Below are 13,245 nucleotides of genomic sequence, written 5' to 3'. Positions count from 1 at the left end.
ACCTCGTTATTTTTGGGCAGTCTAGGACGTGAGAGGATAGTCCGCCAAGACCTCGTATCGCGCGCCATCTGGATGCAACTCGGATTGATACATCGAAAGGGTGTTCAGCTGGACGGCCGGGAAGCGCACTGCCCCATGGGTTTCCAGCGCATGGCCCAATGCGGTCATGTCATCAGGCAAAGGTTTGCGCGGCAATCTTGCCAATGTCACATGCGCACGAAACCGGCGATGTGGCAGCGTGATCCCTGCCCGACGCGCACAGGACAAGACTTGCTTTTGCACCCCGTCCACGCCCGACACCATCAGACCCAACACCGAAGGCTGCTTGCCGCCCAACGGTTCAAGCCCTGTAAACTCGGCATGGATTGCGGGAAGCGGAGTTGCGTCTAAAACCTCGTGCAAGTCCTGAAGCGCCTCTTGCGGCTGGTCCCCCAGAAAGGCCAGCGTGATATGCAGGTTCTCGAAGGGTTGCGGGCGCCCAAGCTTAAGCCGCGCCGCAAAACGCTCCAACTGATCCGCAAGGTCGTCGGGCAAGGGAAGTGCGATAAAGCTGCGCATTAATGCTGCGTTTCGCCGTCCGGTACAGCAATCTGCATCCGCGCAAACATGCGCAACGCATGAGACGCATCGCCCGCACAAGGCGGCAGGATCGGATCATAAGCCGCTTTGATCAGCGCGGCGATTTCTGGGCGCAGGATAGTCTGACCATCGGGCAGCAAGGCCAAGGGACTTTTCGCGCCAAACGCGCCCTCGCCCCACAAAATCACCGCCTGCACCGCCTGTGCCAAGGCAATGCTTTCGGCGGGTTGCTCGGCCATGTCGCCCGACATGCACACAAAGGTGAAACAGGCCTGAATGGCCCCGTCATTGTCGAACCGGAAGGCGCGGTATTGGCTGGCTCCGGCAGCCTTCAGACGCGACACAAGAGGCTCTAGATCCGGGATCATTTCGCCCAGTTTCGGAACATCCAAAAGTTCGTCCCAATCCCGGAAGAAGAATACCATCAAGTTGGCGCCCAGCTCGGGATCGGTCTCGGCCATTTTGTGACCGGCCAGAACCACAACCGCTTCGATCGCGCCTTTGACGATTTCAAGCGTTTCTTCCTCGACGCCAAAGACCACCGGCACAATTGGACGGCCCCAGCGGGCAAAGGTGAAACTGCCATCGGGCCGCGTGAAATGCGCGGTGACATCTTCGGGGGTCATAAGCGTCATCTGTGGGGCGTCGGTCATGGGCGGTCTCCTTACTCGGCGCTGTGTGTCGCGCAGGCAGCGTCCCGTTGCAAGACTTATCCCTCGAACAATTGCCCTTGAGTCTTCTGCTCGGCCTTCGGCGCCTCAAGACCAAGATGCCGCCACGCGCGCTGCCCCAGCATACGCCCTCGCGGCGTGCGCTGGATCAGGCCTTGCTGCAACAGGTATGGTTCGATCACCTCTTCCAGCGCATCGCGGCTTTCCGACAGGGCAGCAGAAAGGGTCTCAATTCCCACGGGCCCACCACCATAATGTTCGGCCATCAGCCCCATATAGCGCCGGTCCGCACCATCAAGGCCCAGATTGTCCACACCCAATCGGGTCAGAGCGTTATCCGCTATGTCGCGCGTGATACGCCCATCGCCTTCGACGACGGCGAAATCCACAACGCGGCGCAACAGACGACCCGCGATCCGGGGCGTGCCCCGGGCGCGTTTGGCAATCTCGTGCGCACCATCGACATCTGCAGGTGCACCCAACTTCACAGCATTGCGCGAGACGATCTCGTGCAGTTCATCCACGGTATAAAACTGCAACCGTGTCGGAATGCCGAAACGGTCACGCAGGGGCGTGGTCAACAGGCCCAGACGGGTGGTCGCGCCGACCAGCGTAAACGGCTGAAGCTCAATCCGCACGGTGCGCGCGGCAGGGCCTTCGCCAATCACCAGATCCAGCTCAAAATCTTCCAGCGCGGGATAGAGCACTTCTTCCACCACCGGGTTCAGGCGGTGAATCTCGTCAATGAACAAGACATCATTGGCTTCCAGATTGGTCAGGATCGCCGCCAGATCGCCCGCCTTGGCCAACACAGGCCCCGAGGTCATGCGGAAGTTCACCCCAAGCTCACGCGCCATGATCTGCGCCAACGTGGTTTTACCCAAACCGGGCGGGCCGTGGAATAGCACATGGTCCATCGCCTCGTTTCGGCGACGGGCGCTTTCGATGAAAATGCGTAGGTTCGCACGGGCCTCGGCCTGACCGATAAAATCGCCAAGCGCTTGCGGGCGCAGAGCACGATCCACTTCCGCACGCTCTTGCGGCGTAGGCGCGGGACGCAGCGTAGGATCAGGGCTGAAGGCGGGGTCCGAATTCGACATAAGTTAATCCTTCAACCCTTAGCCTTTGGGCGCAAGCAGTTTCAGCGCCGCACGGATCAGCCCGGCGGTGTTCAGCGTAGGTTCATCACCCAAGGCCTGCGCCACGGCCGAGGCAGCCTCGCCGGGGGCGTAGCCCAGATTGGTCAGGGCCGACAGGGCTTCGGCCTGCGCGGCAGGATCCGCATTGGGTGTATCAGGAACGGTAGGTGCAGGCGCGGGCGTTGCGACTTCGATTACGGCGTCGTCTGCATCAACAACCAGTGCAGCACTGGTGCTGCCCCCTGCCCCCGCCAGTGCCATAACACTTGCCGCTTTGTCTTTCAGTTCGTTCACCACGCGCTGCCCGGTTTTGGGACCAATCCCCTTGGCCGCTTTCACCGCGTTCCAATCCCCTAAAGCAATCGCGCGGCTGACGCCATCCGCACCCAGCGTGCCCAGAATGGCCATCGAGGCTTTCGCCCCCACGCCCTGCACGCTCATCAGAAGGCGGTGCCACTCTTTCTCGACCAGCGATGTGAAGCCGAAAAGCTGTAAGTTATCTTCCCGCACCAACAGGTCGGTATAGAGCGCTACGGCCTCGCCATTTCCCGGCAGCGCCGACATGGTCCGGTCCGAGACATAGACCAGATAGCCTACGCCCTTCACGTCGATCAGCACGTGATCCTCGGCCCGATAGTCAATACGTCCTGCGATCCGTCCAATCATGCTGTCGCCCTTTTCACTGCGGCCTCAAGCCGTCCTGCGCTCTGTGCGTGGAAGGAATGGCAAATTGCAATCGCCAAAGCATCCGCCGCGTCCGGCCCGGTAATCTGCACGCCGGGCAATTGCATCCGCACCATATGATCCACTTGCTGTTTGTCCGCGTGCCCCACACCGACCACGGCTTTCTTCACCGCGTTGGGGGCGTATTCTCCGATGCTCAGCCCGGCCTGAGCAGGCACCAGCAGCGCAATCCCGCGCGCCTGCCCCAGCTTCAGGGTGCCAACCGCATCTTTGTTCACGAATGTCTGTTCAACCGCAGCCGTATCCGGCTGAAACTGTGCCACCACTTCGGTCAATTGCTCGTGCAAAGATAAAAGCCGCGACGCCAAGTCACCCGTGCGCGACATGCAAACGCCGTTGGCGACATGAGACAACCGCGTCCCCGCGGTGTCCACCACACCCCAACCCATGTTCCGAAGTCCCGGGTCAATGCCGATGATACGCATGTCCTGCCCTGCTCTGCTGTTTTGCGACCTTTTCGGCGCGTTATTGTTGCGCCTTCAGAATTAGCACGAAACAAGAACATAGACCAGCGGGATTTGCATAGGTAACACCCTACGATCCAGGTCAATGTCCGTGATCGGTAAAATACGAACAAAAAAATTGCCGGGCTGAACGATGATCCGCTCGAAAAATGGTCCAATTCCGACCAATTTCGACCTCGTGTTTTCTGAAAACGACCCGTTGCAAAAATTGCATATGGGACATGCAAAAACCATGCTTGTCGGAAGGGTTTTTCGGTCCTAGATGCCGCTTCAGAGCAATTCAGCTCGCCCAACCTCTTTTTTGTGAAGGACACGAAAATGGCTGCTTTCGAAACCATGACTCCCGTAACCGCCGGTGTCTTCGGGGGCCGTCTGTCCGACGCCATGCGCGGCATTTTTGCCGCCGTGGTCGCCTGGAATGACGCTCGCGAGACCCGCAACGCACTGTCGAAGCTGACGGATCGCGAGCTTGAAGATATCGGGCTTTGCCGCGCCGATATCGAAGTGATCTAAGACCTCGCCACTCGCGTGCGCGTTTGCACTGAACAATCAGATTTAGTGGCAGACATAAAATAAAACCCGCGCTTATCTAGCGCGGGTTTTGTTTTGCCCGCCGGAACCAGTCCGGCGGGATATTTCTTTTCCGCTTACTCTTCCAGCGACAGCGCCACGAAGCGCGGGTTGCCTTCACGACGGACCAGAAGCAAAACCGATTTGCGACCACCATCACGGGCAACCTCGAGGCTTGCCTCAAGGTCTTCGATCGAGGTGACAGGCTGCTGACCTGCTTCCGAGATCACGTCGCCCGCACGGATGCCCTTCTCAAAGGCCTCAGTGTCTTCGTCGATGTCCAGAACGGCCAGACCCTCTTCGCCCGGGTTCAGACCCAAAGCTTCGCGAGTGCTGTCATCCAACGGTGCTAACGACATACCAAGCAGCTTGCTGGGTTCGGCAGGGGCCGAGGGCTCTTCGTCAGTCGTAGTCGACGCGGCAACGGCATCTTCGCGACGACCAAGCGTCACCAAAATGGTTTCGGTCTTGCCATCACGCAGGATCATCACGCGCACGGCGCTGCCGACAGGCGCGTTGCCAACGGTGCGCACCAGCTCGCCCGAATCCGTCACATCTACGCCGTCAAAGCTGAGGATCACGTCATTGACCTGAATGCCTGCCTCTTTGGCGGGACCTTCCGGTACGTCGGTCACCAGCGCACCATCGGTACTTTCCAGCCCAAGCGCTTCAGCAATATCATCCGAGATGTCCTGAATGCGCACGCCCAGCCAACCACGGCGGGTTTCACCGAATTCCTTCAGCTGATCGATCACACGATCGACCACGGCCGAGGACATAGCAAACCCGATCCCGATCGAGCCACCATTCGGGCTGAGGATCGCAGTGTTCACGCCAATCACCTGTCCATCCATGTTGAACAGCGGGCCGCCCGAGTTGCCCCGGTTGATGGCCGCATCGGTCTGGATGTAGTCGTCATAGTTGCCCGATAGCTCGCGGTTGCGCTGCGACACGATCCCGGCCGAAACCGAGAAGCCCTGCCCCAGCGGGTTGCCAACGGCCATCACCCAATCGCCAACGCGCATGATATCGCTGTCACCAAAGCTGACATAGGTCAGTGGCTCGTCGCTTTCGACTTTCAACAGGGCGATGTCAGTATTCGGATCGGTGCCAATCACTTTGGCTTCCAGCTGTTCTTCACGGTCAAAGAACTCGATCAGGATTTCATCCGCACCTTCAATCACGTGGTTGTTGGTGACGATGAACCCGTCTTCGGAGATCACAAAACCCGAGCCCAGCGCTTGACTGCGACGTTGGCGCTGTTGCTGCTGACCACCGTTTGGACCTTCTTGGTTGCGTTCAAGGAAATCACGGAAGAACTCTTCAAAAGGGCTGCCTTCCGGGATCATCGGCTGCGGGCCGCCATCGCGCCCCGCGACGATTGTCGAGGTTGTGATATTCACAACGGCGGGGCTGACCTGTTCTGCCAGATCGGCAAAGCTTTCTGGCGCACCGCGCGCGTCCGCGCGAAGGGATGTTGCCAACAATGTGGCGACCGCAAGGATCAGGGCAACAAACCCCCGATAATACTCTGACTGCCCTTGCCTAAGGGCGTATGCCTGCGCTCTCACACTACTCTCCTTTTCGATAACTATCGGATGAAGCATCCGTTTAAATGATAGTCTCTAGATAGGAGCCGGAAAGCGCAACGCAAAGTTTGAGAGGCGACCTCACCGCTATGTGAACACGCGTAACACAGCGTGAGCGATCTGGCGGGGCTAGAACCCAGCCCCGGACAGCCAAACCAGCACCACGCCAAGTGCCAATGCGACCAATCCGATCAGACGCCTTTGGTCGCGCGTCATGGCAGCCATCATCGCGACCAGATCATCAAGACGCGAAGGGGCCAGTGCGAACACTAGCCCCTCGATCACGAGCACAAGCCCGATACCTAAAAGGATCGTAGACATTACCGTCCCGTATCCGATTTCAGATAGTCAAAGAACTCGCTGTCCGGCGTGATGACCATGGACGAGTTACTGCCACCCAAAGCGTTCTCGTATGCCTCCAACGAGCGGAAGAACGCATAGAACTCTGGGTCACGGCCCAGCGCGTCGGCCAGAATACCGTTGCGGCGGGCGTCAGCCTCACCCCGGATGATCTGGGCCTGCTTGCGAGCTTCAGACACGGTTTCAACAACGGTACGATCTGCGGTCGCACGAAGACGCTGTGCGGCTTCGTTACCGCGGGCGATTTCGTCCGCAGCCAAACGCTGACGTTCTGCACGCATCCGCTCAAAGGTAGCTTCAAGGTTTTGCTTAGGCAGGTCCGCGCTTTTGATCCGTACGTCGACGATATCAACACCAAGCGACAATGCCTGCGATCTGGCCTGATCACGGATCTGGTTCATCAGAACCACACGATCCGCAGACAAGACCACGCCCGAGTTCACTTTACCCAGAACCTCACGCAGCTCGGCGTTCAGGATACGCTCCAGACGCGGGACTGCGCCTGCGATCGAGCTTGCGCCAACCGCACGACGGAACTGTTTGGCATCCGCAATGCGCCAGCGCGCAAATGCATCCACTTCCAAACGACGCCCGTCCGCTGGTGTAACTTCCAACTTGCGGGTGTCCAAAGGCAGAATACGGTCGTCATATTTGATGATCTCATCAAACACCGGCACCTTGAAATAGAAGCCCGGATCACGAACTTCATCTCTCACTTCACCAAATCGCAGTTTAAGAGCCGTCTGACGCTCATCTACGATGTAAACTGCCTGCAAGGCGCCAAAAACGATGGCGATCAGAACGAAAAGACCGATTTGTGATCGTTTCATCAGTTTGACCCTCCGCTGGATTGGTCCGTTTTGCGCGACAGTTCATTAAGCGGCAGATAGGGTACTACGCCCCCACTTCCGCCGACGCCTTCGTCAAGGATGATTTTGTCGACATTGGACAGAACTTTTTCCAGTGTCTCCAGGTACAGGCGTTTGCGCGTGATATCCGGTGCCTTGGCGAATTCATCATAGACGGCGATAAAGCGCGCGGCTTCACCTTCGGCTTCGTTCACCACACGGGCGCGATAGCCCTCGGCTTGTTCCAGTTGCTGAGCGGCTTCACCACGGGCCGCAGCCACAACGCGGTTCGCATAGGCGTCCGCTTGTTTCTGCAGCGTATCGCGTGTCTGCTCGGCGGCCTGGACTTCGCGGAAGCTGTTAATCACTTCGGCCGGCGGGTCAGCACGGTCAAAGTTTACACGAACGATGTTCACGCCAGATTGATACCCATCAAGCGTCGCTTGGATCAGCTCTTCCAGCTCCTGAGCAATCACGCCACGATCTGACGTCAGCACAGGGGCAAGAAGCGAGCGCGCAATAATCTCGCGCATAACCGATTCCGAAACAGCCTGAATGGTGTCTTCAGGTTCGGCAAGGTTGTACACAAAGGCTTCGATGTCCGAGATGTTCCACACCACCTGGAAGTCGATATCGACGATGTTTTCATCACCGGTCAGCATCAGCCCTTCGGACGTGCCGTCGCCAATGTTGATGACGTTTTCGCGGGTGACCGAATAGATCTCTTTGGTCACGACGGGCCAAGGGGCGAAGTTCAAACCCTCTTGCCCAACGCCATACCGCTCGCCGAACAGCAGTTCGACCGATTGTTCGGACGTGTCCACGCGATAGAAGCTGGCATAGACCCAGACCGCTGCCGCCACGAGCGCGATCAGCAGGATCGAGCCGCGCCCAATGCTGGGACCGCTCGCGCCTTGTCCGCCCTGACCGCCGCCTTTGCGACCGTCACCGCGGCCACCCATGAGCACACGCAGTTGCTCTTGGCCTTTTTTCATCAGCTCGTCGATTTCGGGGATCTGCGGGCTATCGCCTCCGGGGCGGTTATTACCGCCGCGATTGCCATCATCGTTCGAGGGGGGACGCCCGCCGGAGCCGCCGCGGTTTCCACCGCCGCCCCAGGGACCGCCATTATCACTGGCCATCTGGTCCATTTCCTTCCGTGTTAAAAACAGGGTTTCGCGGTCATAACTGGCCCTTTGGACGGTGAATTTCAAGGCAAAGGGGACGCATTGCGCCCCCTTTTCATACCTTTGCACCTACAAAAGGCCTGATCAGTCGCTGCGCGCGGGTGACTTCATCAAAACAATTTCCTCTGACATGGTCGGGTGAACGGCCACGGTCCGGTCGAAATCTGCCTTGGTTGCGCCCATTTTGACAGCCACGGCTGCCAGCTGGATCATCTCGCCTGCGCCGTCGCCGACAATATGCACACCCAGCACTTTTTGGGTCTCTTGGCTGACGATCAGCTTGAACAGAACACGTTCATTCGACCCAATGAAGCTTTTTTGCATCGGGCGGAACGCAGCGGCATAAACGTCGATCTTTTCCTGCGCACGGGCGTCTTCCTCGGACAGGCCCACGGTGCCGTACTCCGGCTGCGTAAACACGGCCGAGGCAACGTTTTCATGATCTGGCTTCGTCGGGTTGCCATTGAAGACAGTTTCGACGAACGCCATGCCTTCGCGGATCGCAACTGGGGTCAGAGTGATCCGGTTGGTCACGTCGCCCACCGCATAGATCGACGGAACCGAGGTCTGGCTGTAGTCGTCCACGACGACCTCACCGCCACGACCCAGATTGACACCAGTCTCTTCCAGACCCAGCCCATCAGTGTTCGGCACACGACCGGTGGCAAAGAGCACCTGATCGAACATTTCTTCACGCCCATCGGTGCCTTTGACCCAGATGGCGCCGTCACGTTTCTCCATCTGCTCGACTTCAAGGCCGACATGCAGGTCGACACCACGCTCGCGGATGTGCTCGGCCAAGAAGCCGCGCACTTCGTCGTCAAAGCCACGCAGGATCTGCGCACCGCGATACCATTGGGCAACGTGACTGCCTAGGCCGTTGAAGATACAGGCAAACTCGGTGGCAATGTAACCGCCGCCCACGATCAGAATGCGCTTGGGGAAGTCCTCCAGATTGAACACTTCGTTCGAGGTGATGCCAAGTTCCTGAGCACCCGGAGTGTCAGGAATGAAAGGACGTCCGCCGGTGGCCACAAGGATGTGCTTGGCGGTGAAGGTCTCACCCGTCGACAGCTCGACCGTATGTGCGTCTTTCACAACGGCGCGCGCGTTGTAGATATCCGCGCCCGAGTTGCCAAGGTTGCGGGTATAGATGCCTTCCAGTCGCTCAAGTTCGGCATGAAGTGCAGGGCGGAACGTCCCCTTCCAATCGAAGGTCCCGCGTTCGTTACCCTGCCAGCCATAGGCCGCGGCGTCCGCCGCCGCTGGACCATGTTGCGAGGCAAAAACCATCAACTTCTTCGGCACACAGCCACGGATGACACAGGTGCCGCCCATCCGGAACTCTTCGGCCAGTGCCACTTTCGCGCCACCTTCAGCAGCCACACGGCCAGCGCGCACGCCACCCGAACCGCCACCGATTACAAAGAGGTCATAGTCAAATCCGCTCATATCCATTGCCTTTCACGTCCCACCCGGTCGGGTGTGCATCACATCGGGGTTTGCATCCGCTGAAAGCTAGGGGCTTGCAGCCGGGCTTTCCACCCCCGCAATTGTCACATTGATCACGTTTTCGCGTCTGATCCCAATCAGATATCCGCGAAAATGTTGGCGTCTTGGCCAACATCCACCTGAACCTCTTTCAAGGTGCCATCGCTGAGATCGGTCACTTCGATCCGCCCATCTCCGTGACCCGAGATCACCATGTCGCAAATGTCTATGAACAACCCATTTTCAACGACACCCGGCACTTGGTTCAACGCAAGTGCCAGATGGCGCGGGTCGCCGATCCGTTTCAGGTGTAAATCGATGATGTGGTTGCCTTGGTCCGTCACGAAGGGTTGGTCGTCAATCGTCCGCAAGACCGCTTCCCAGCCCAGCACATCCATCCCATCCAACATCGCCTCGACCATGGCGCGCGTGGTTTGCAGCCCGAAGGGAATGACCTCGATCGGCAAGGGGAACGCCCCGAGATGCGCAACAGATTTCGAGTGATCCGCAATCACGATCATACGATCCGATGCCGAAGCGACGATCTTTTCATGCAGCAAAGCCCCGCCGCCGCCTTTGATCAGGGTTAGCTCGGCGTCGTATTCGTCTGTGCCGTCGATGGTAATATCCAGCCACTTGGCTTCATCCAGCGTGGCAATCCGCAGACCGGCCTCTTGCGCAAGCACGGCAGTTCGACGGCTGGTAGGCACGCCTACAATATTCAGCCCTTCTTGCTGCACCCGTTCGCCAAGATACCTGACCATCCAAGCCGATGTTGAACCCGTCCCCAGCCCAACGCGCATACCATCTTCTACGAACTGAACGGCGTATTTGGCCGCAATGCTTTTTGCCGTATCGATAGGTGAGAGTTCTGCGCTCATAACTACGAATCCCTTAAACCAAGCAACTGTTTCGCATTTTATACGGCTCTGCCCCCATGTTGGCGAGTACCGAGCCCGACACGCATCTTTTTTCTGGTCACTTTGCTTTGCATTTGGTTCTGTCGCTGCATGTTGAAACTTCACTATGCCCCCGATAACGCATCGCTCATCATCCGGCTTGTGCTTGAGGAATTGGGCGTGCCCTTTGAGACCGTTCTGGTAGACCGTGGCAGCAATGCGCAGCAAAGCGCGGCCTATCTGAAGGTCAATCCAATGGGGACGATCCCTGCGCTTGAGACACCCCATGGCGTGATTTTTGAAACCGCCGCTATCTTGCTGTGGCTCGTGGATCGCGCCGGGCGGATGGCCCCCGCAGTGGGCAGCCCGGATCGTGGGGCGTTCCTGTCGTGGATGATGGTGGCCTCGAACGGGTTGCAGATAGATCTGCGCCAGCATTTCTATGCTGAACGTTTCACCTCTGGACCCGTTGAGGATCACCGCCGCATCGTGTCCACGCGCCTTCGCGGGCATCTGGATCGCTATGAGGCGCTGTTGGGCGAAGGGCATGCTTGGTTTGGGTCGCAGGATCCAACCGCGCTGGATTATTATATTGCTACCCCCCTGCGCTGGTTCGCACTTTATCTGCAAGGCGAGCATTGGTTTGATCTAAGCCACTGGCCGCGCCTAAAATCCCTTGCCGAGCGGATCGAGGCGCGCCCAGCGATGCAGGCTGCCATCATCGCAGAAGGGCTTGGGGCCACGCCGCTGAGCAACCCTTCCCCCGCCATTCCTCCTGAAGGTGTGGCGCTTTAGACAAGCGGCATCTGGACAATCTGACCGCGGCACCTGACACTGCGCGTTTAGCAACTTGGGCGCAGGTCATGGGCAAATTCTTCTATCTCGCTCTCGGATGGAGCGCCGTCGCGCTTGGCCTTTTAGGGGTCATTTTGCCTGTTCTACCCACCACACCCTTTTTGCTGGTCGCAGCTTTCGCCTTTGGCAACAGCAGCCCGCGCGCACGGGCCTGGTTAATCGATCATGCCCATTTCGGACCCGCAATTCGAGACTGGGAAGAACGCGGCGCGATCTCGCGACGGGCGAAAACTCTGGCGGTCAGTATGATGACGCTTGTGCTTGTCGTCTCTCTGATCCTCGGCGCCCCATGGTGGGTCGTGTTGGCTCAAGTCTTGTTGATGGGTGCGGGCGCGGCTTTCATTCTGACCCGTCCAGACTGATCCGCAACGCGATTGGCGTAAAAACTGTCGCTTTTTCACGCACCTACTGGCGGAAAATCCGCACAATGGTCTGACGAAACCAAGCGAGGTCAAAATGTTCCTGTCTGTATTTGACATGTTCAAGGTCGGGGTCGGTCCCAGCTCATCCCACACGATGGGGCCCATGGTAGCAGGTGCACGGTTCTTGGATCTGCTCCGCAGCCAGCCTTTCAAGGTGCATGGGCTGAAAGCCTCGTTGCATGGATCGCTTGCTTTTACCGGCGTTGGCCACGCCACCGACCGCGCCACCATTCTGGGACTGGCTGGGTTCTTGCCCGACAGCTATGACCACGCCAAAGCCGAAGCCACTATGGCAAATATCGAGGCGACCGGCACGGTATCCCCGGAAGGACTGGGCACCCTGAAGTTTGCCCCGAAGACTGACCTGATTTTCGACTATGAACATTCCCTGCCCGGCCACGCCAATGGCATGCAGTTGATGGCAACCGATGCTCAGGGCGACATTGTGGTGCGCGAGACCTATTACTCGATCGGCGGCGGGTTTGTCGTGACCGAGGCCGAACAGGCCCAGGAAGCCAAACTGGATGCGCAAGACGCCAAAACCCATCCCTATCCTTTTGAAAACGCTGTGCAGATGCTTGAGATGGCCAAAGCCTCGGGCAAAAGCATCGCGGACATGAAGCGCGCCAACGAACTGGTCCATATGGGCCCCGCCACACTGGCCGAAAAGCTCGACCGGGTTTGGGAGGTCATGCAGGACTGCATCGAGCGCGGACTGGCGAGAGATGGCATCCTGCCCGGCGGCTTGATGGTCAAGCGCCGCGCCAAGGCCATTTATGACAGCTTGGTTGCCGAACAGGGCCTGAACCTGACCGCCCCGCATACGATCAACGACTGGATGAGCGTCTATGCCATGGCGGTGAACGAAGAAAACGCCGCAGGTGGGCAGGTTGTGACCAGCCCGACCAATGGCGCGGCAGGCGTATTGCCTGCCACGATCTATTATTGGCTCAATCACGTGCCGGGTGCATCGTCTTCGCGCATACACGACTTCCTGCTGACTGCCTCGGCCATCGGGGCCATCGTGAAGCACAACGCGTCGATCTCGGGAGCCGAAGCCGGGTGTCAGGCCGAGGTCGGATCGGCCAGCGCCATGGCCGCCGCAGGTCTGTGCGCCGTAATGGGTGGCACCGCCATGCAGGTAGAGAATGCAGCCGAAATTGCGCTAGAACACCATCTTGGTCTGACCTGTGACCCGGTGCGCGGTCTGGTTCAGGTTCCCTGCATCGAGCGTAACGGTCTGGGTGCGATCAAAGCGGTATCTGCCGCATCCCTCGCGCTGCGCGGAGACGGCACGCATCTTGTGCCGCTGGACGCGTGCATCAAGACCATGTTCGAAACCGGTCAGGACATGATGGCGAAGTACAAGGAAACGTCTCTGGGGGGATTGGCGGTCAACGTCCCCAACTGCTGAGACTTCGAACCGC

15 protein-coding genes are annotated in these 13,245 nt (G+C 58.6%); 4 read left to right on the top strand and 11 right to left on the bottom strand.

All coding sequences use genetic code 11. From position 1 onward, the window contains the following. Window positions 1–21: 21 nt before the first annotated feature. Genes thpR through ruvC form a run of 5 tightly spaced genes read right to left on the bottom strand, consistent with a single transcriptional unit; the run spans window position 22 to window position 3,558 of the window. Complete coding sequence (thpR, locus tag ALP8811_RS04235; RefSeq protein WP_108855926.1) at window positions 22–558, bottom strand: RNA 2',3'-cyclic phosphodiesterase; 537 nt, start codon at window positions 556–558, stop codon at window positions 22–24. Beyond that, on the bottom strand, window positions 558–1,232 hold the full coding sequence (locus tag ALP8811_RS04230) for a hypothetical protein (RefSeq protein ID WP_245924551.1): 675 nt from the start codon (window positions 1,230–1,232) through the stop codon (window positions 558–560). The genes thpR and ALP8811_RS04230 overlap by 1 nt, the downstream gene beginning before the upstream one ends. 56 nt (window positions 1,233–1,288) lie before the next feature. Next, window positions 1,289–2,350, bottom strand: coding sequence for a Holliday junction branch migration DNA helicase RuvB (gene ruvB / locus ALP8811_RS04225; RefSeq protein ID WP_108855925.1), 1,062 nt, complete (start codon window positions 2,348–2,350; stop codon window positions 1,289–1,291). An 18-nt stretch (window positions 2,351–2,368) separates the two neighbouring features. After that, window positions 2,369–3,055 carry a Holliday junction branch migration protein RuvA gene (gene ruvA, locus ALP8811_RS04220; protein ID WP_108855924.1) on the bottom strand — a complete coding sequence of 229 codons (687 nt, stop codon included), beginning with the start codon at window positions 3,053–3,055 and terminating at the stop codon, window positions 2,369–2,371. Beyond that, on the bottom strand, window positions 3,052–3,558 hold the full coding sequence (gene ruvC, locus ALP8811_RS04215; protein WP_108855923.1) for a crossover junction endodeoxyribonuclease RuvC: 507 nt from the start codon (window positions 3,556–3,558) through the stop codon (window positions 3,052–3,054). Before ruvC ends, ruvA begins: the two co-directional genes overlap by 4 nt. 357 nt (window positions 3,559–3,915) lie before the next feature. On the opposite strand from ruvC, the gene ALP8811_RS04210 reads away from it, so the two are divergent. Beyond that, a complete protein-coding gene (locus ALP8811_RS04210) occupies window positions 3,916–4,110 on the top strand; it encodes a DUF1127 domain-containing protein (protein ID WP_108855922.1) in 195 nt (64 codons plus the stop codon). A gap of 134 nt (window positions 4,111–4,244) precedes the next feature. Here ALP8811_RS04210 and ALP8811_RS04205 read toward each other — a convergent pair whose 3' ends face one another. From ALP8811_RS04205 to rpiA, 6 genes are all read right to left on the bottom strand, one after another. Next, window positions 4,245–5,774: a Do family serine endopeptidase gene (locus ALP8811_RS04205; RefSeq protein ID WP_108855921.1), complete on the bottom strand. Its 1,530-nt coding sequence runs from the start codon at window positions 5,772–5,774 to the stop codon at window positions 4,245–4,247. Window positions 5,775–5,885: 111 nt separating this feature from the next. Beyond that, a complete protein-coding gene (locus ALP8811_RS04200; protein WP_108855920.1) occupies window positions 5,886–6,077 on the bottom strand; it encodes a DUF2065 domain-containing protein in 192 nt (63 codons plus the stop codon). Next, a complete protein-coding gene (gene hflC, locus ALP8811_RS04195) occupies window positions 6,077–6,946 on the bottom strand; it encodes a protease modulator HflC (protein ID WP_108855919.1) in 870 nt (289 codons plus the stop codon). Before hflC ends, ALP8811_RS04200 begins: the two co-directional genes overlap by 1 nt. Further along, window positions 6,946–8,106 carry an FtsH protease activity modulator HflK gene (gene hflK, locus ALP8811_RS04190; RefSeq protein ID WP_108857417.1) on the bottom strand — a complete coding sequence of 387 codons (1,161 nt, stop codon included), beginning with the start codon at window positions 8,104–8,106 and terminating at the stop codon, window positions 6,946–6,948. The genes hflC and hflK overlap by 1 nt, the downstream gene beginning before the upstream one ends. A 129-nt stretch (window positions 8,107–8,235) precedes the next feature. Beyond that, the gene (gene gor, locus ALP8811_RS04185; RefSeq protein ID WP_108855918.1) at window positions 8,236–9,603 is read right to left on the bottom strand and encodes a glutathione-disulfide reductase; all 1,368 of its coding nucleotides are present in this window, start codon (window positions 9,601–9,603) and stop codon (window positions 8,236–8,238) included. Between the two features lie 137 nt (window positions 9,604–9,740). After that, on the bottom strand, window positions 9,741–10,523 hold the full coding sequence (gene rpiA / locus ALP8811_RS04180) for a ribose-5-phosphate isomerase RpiA (RefSeq protein WP_108855917.1): 783 nt from the start codon (window positions 10,521–10,523) through the stop codon (window positions 9,741–9,743). Between the two features lie 129 nt (window positions 10,524–10,652). Here rpiA and ALP8811_RS04175 point away from each other — a divergent pair, with 129 nt between their 5' ends. From ALP8811_RS04175 to ALP8811_RS04165, 3 genes are all read left to right on the top strand, one after another. Next, window positions 10,653–11,336: a glutathione S-transferase family protein gene (locus tag ALP8811_RS04175; RefSeq protein WP_108855916.1), complete on the top strand. Its 684-nt coding sequence runs from the start codon at window positions 10,653–10,655 to the stop codon at window positions 11,334–11,336. Window positions 11,337–11,404: 68 nt separating this feature from the next. Continuing rightward, entirely contained in the window at window positions 11,405–11,758 is a 354-nt protein-coding gene (locus tag ALP8811_RS04170; protein ID WP_108855915.1) for a YbaN family protein, read from the top strand. Between the two features lie 94 nt (window positions 11,759–11,852). Then, window positions 11,853–13,232, top strand: a complete 1,380-nt coding sequence (locus tag ALP8811_RS04165; protein ID WP_108855914.1) for an L-serine ammonia-lyase — start codon at window positions 11,853–11,855, stop codon at window positions 13,230–13,232. Window positions 13,233–13,245: the final 13 nt, after the last annotated feature.

The sequence above is a fragment of the Aliiroseovarius pelagivivens genome (assembly GCF_900302485.1).
Classification (GTDB): Bacteria; Pseudomonadota; Alphaproteobacteria; order Rhodobacterales; family Rhodobacteraceae; genus Aliiroseovarius; species Aliiroseovarius pelagivivens.
Note: the sequence above shows the minus strand (reverse complement) of the source record. Positions and strands in the feature narration are given on the sequence as shown.

What these genes read in the sequence shown, in the direction of transcription:
- rpiA (WP_108855917.1), bottom strand. Translation starts at nt 10,523, where the DNA reads ATGAGCGCAGAACTCTCACCTATCGATACGGCAAAAAGCATTGCGGCC.
- ALP8811_RS04200 (WP_108855920.1), bottom strand. Translation starts at nt 6,077, where the DNA reads ATGTCTACGATCCTTTTAGGTATCGGGCTTGTGCTCGTGATCGAGGGG.
- ruvC (WP_108855923.1), bottom strand. Translation starts at nt 3,558, where the DNA reads ATGCGTATCATCGGCATTGACCCGGGACTTCGGAACATGGGTTGGGGT.
- ALP8811_RS04205 (WP_108855921.1), bottom strand. Translation starts at nt 5,774, where the DNA reads ATGCTTCATCCGATAGTTATCGAAAAGGAGAGTAGTGTGAGAGCGCAG.
- hflC (WP_108855919.1), bottom strand. Translation starts at nt 6,946, where the DNA reads ATGAAACGATCACAAATCGGTCTTTTCGTTCTGATCGCCATCGTTTTT.
- ruvA (WP_108855924.1), bottom strand. Translation starts at nt 3,055, where the DNA reads ATGATTGGACGGATCGCAGGACGTATTGACTATCGGGCCGAGGATCAC.
- thpR (WP_108855926.1), bottom strand. Translation starts at nt 558, where the DNA reads ATGCGCAGCTTTATCGCACTTCCCTTGCCCGACGACCTTGCGGATCAG.
- ALP8811_RS04175 (WP_108855916.1), top strand. Translation starts at nt 10,653, where the DNA reads ATGTTGAAACTTCACTATGCCCCCGATAACGCATCGCTCATCATCCGG.
- ALP8811_RS04230 (WP_245924551.1), bottom strand. Translation starts at nt 1,232, where the DNA reads ATGACCGACGCCCCACAGATGACGCTTATGACCCCCGAAGATGTCACC.
- ALP8811_RS04210 (WP_108855922.1), top strand. Translation starts at nt 3,916, where the DNA reads ATGGCTGCTTTCGAAACCATGACTCCCGTAACCGCCGGTGTCTTCGGG.
- gor (WP_108855918.1), bottom strand. Translation starts at nt 9,603, where the DNA reads ATGAGCGGATTTGACTATGACCTCTTTGTAATCGGTGGCGGTTCGGGT.
- ruvB (WP_108855925.1), bottom strand. Translation starts at nt 2,350, where the DNA reads ATGTCGAATTCGGACCCCGCCTTCAGCCCTGATCCTACGCTGCGTCCC.
- ALP8811_RS04170 (WP_108855915.1), top strand. Translation starts at nt 11,405, where the DNA reads ATGGGCAAATTCTTCTATCTCGCTCTCGGATGGAGCGCCGTCGCGCTT.
- hflK (WP_108857417.1), bottom strand. Translation starts at nt 8,106, where the DNA reads ATGGCCAGTGATAATGGCGGTCCCTGGGGCGGCGGTGGAAACCGCGGC.
- ALP8811_RS04165 (WP_108855914.1), top strand. Translation starts at nt 11,853, where the DNA reads ATGTTCCTGTCTGTATTTGACATGTTCAAGGTCGGGGTCGGTCCCAGC.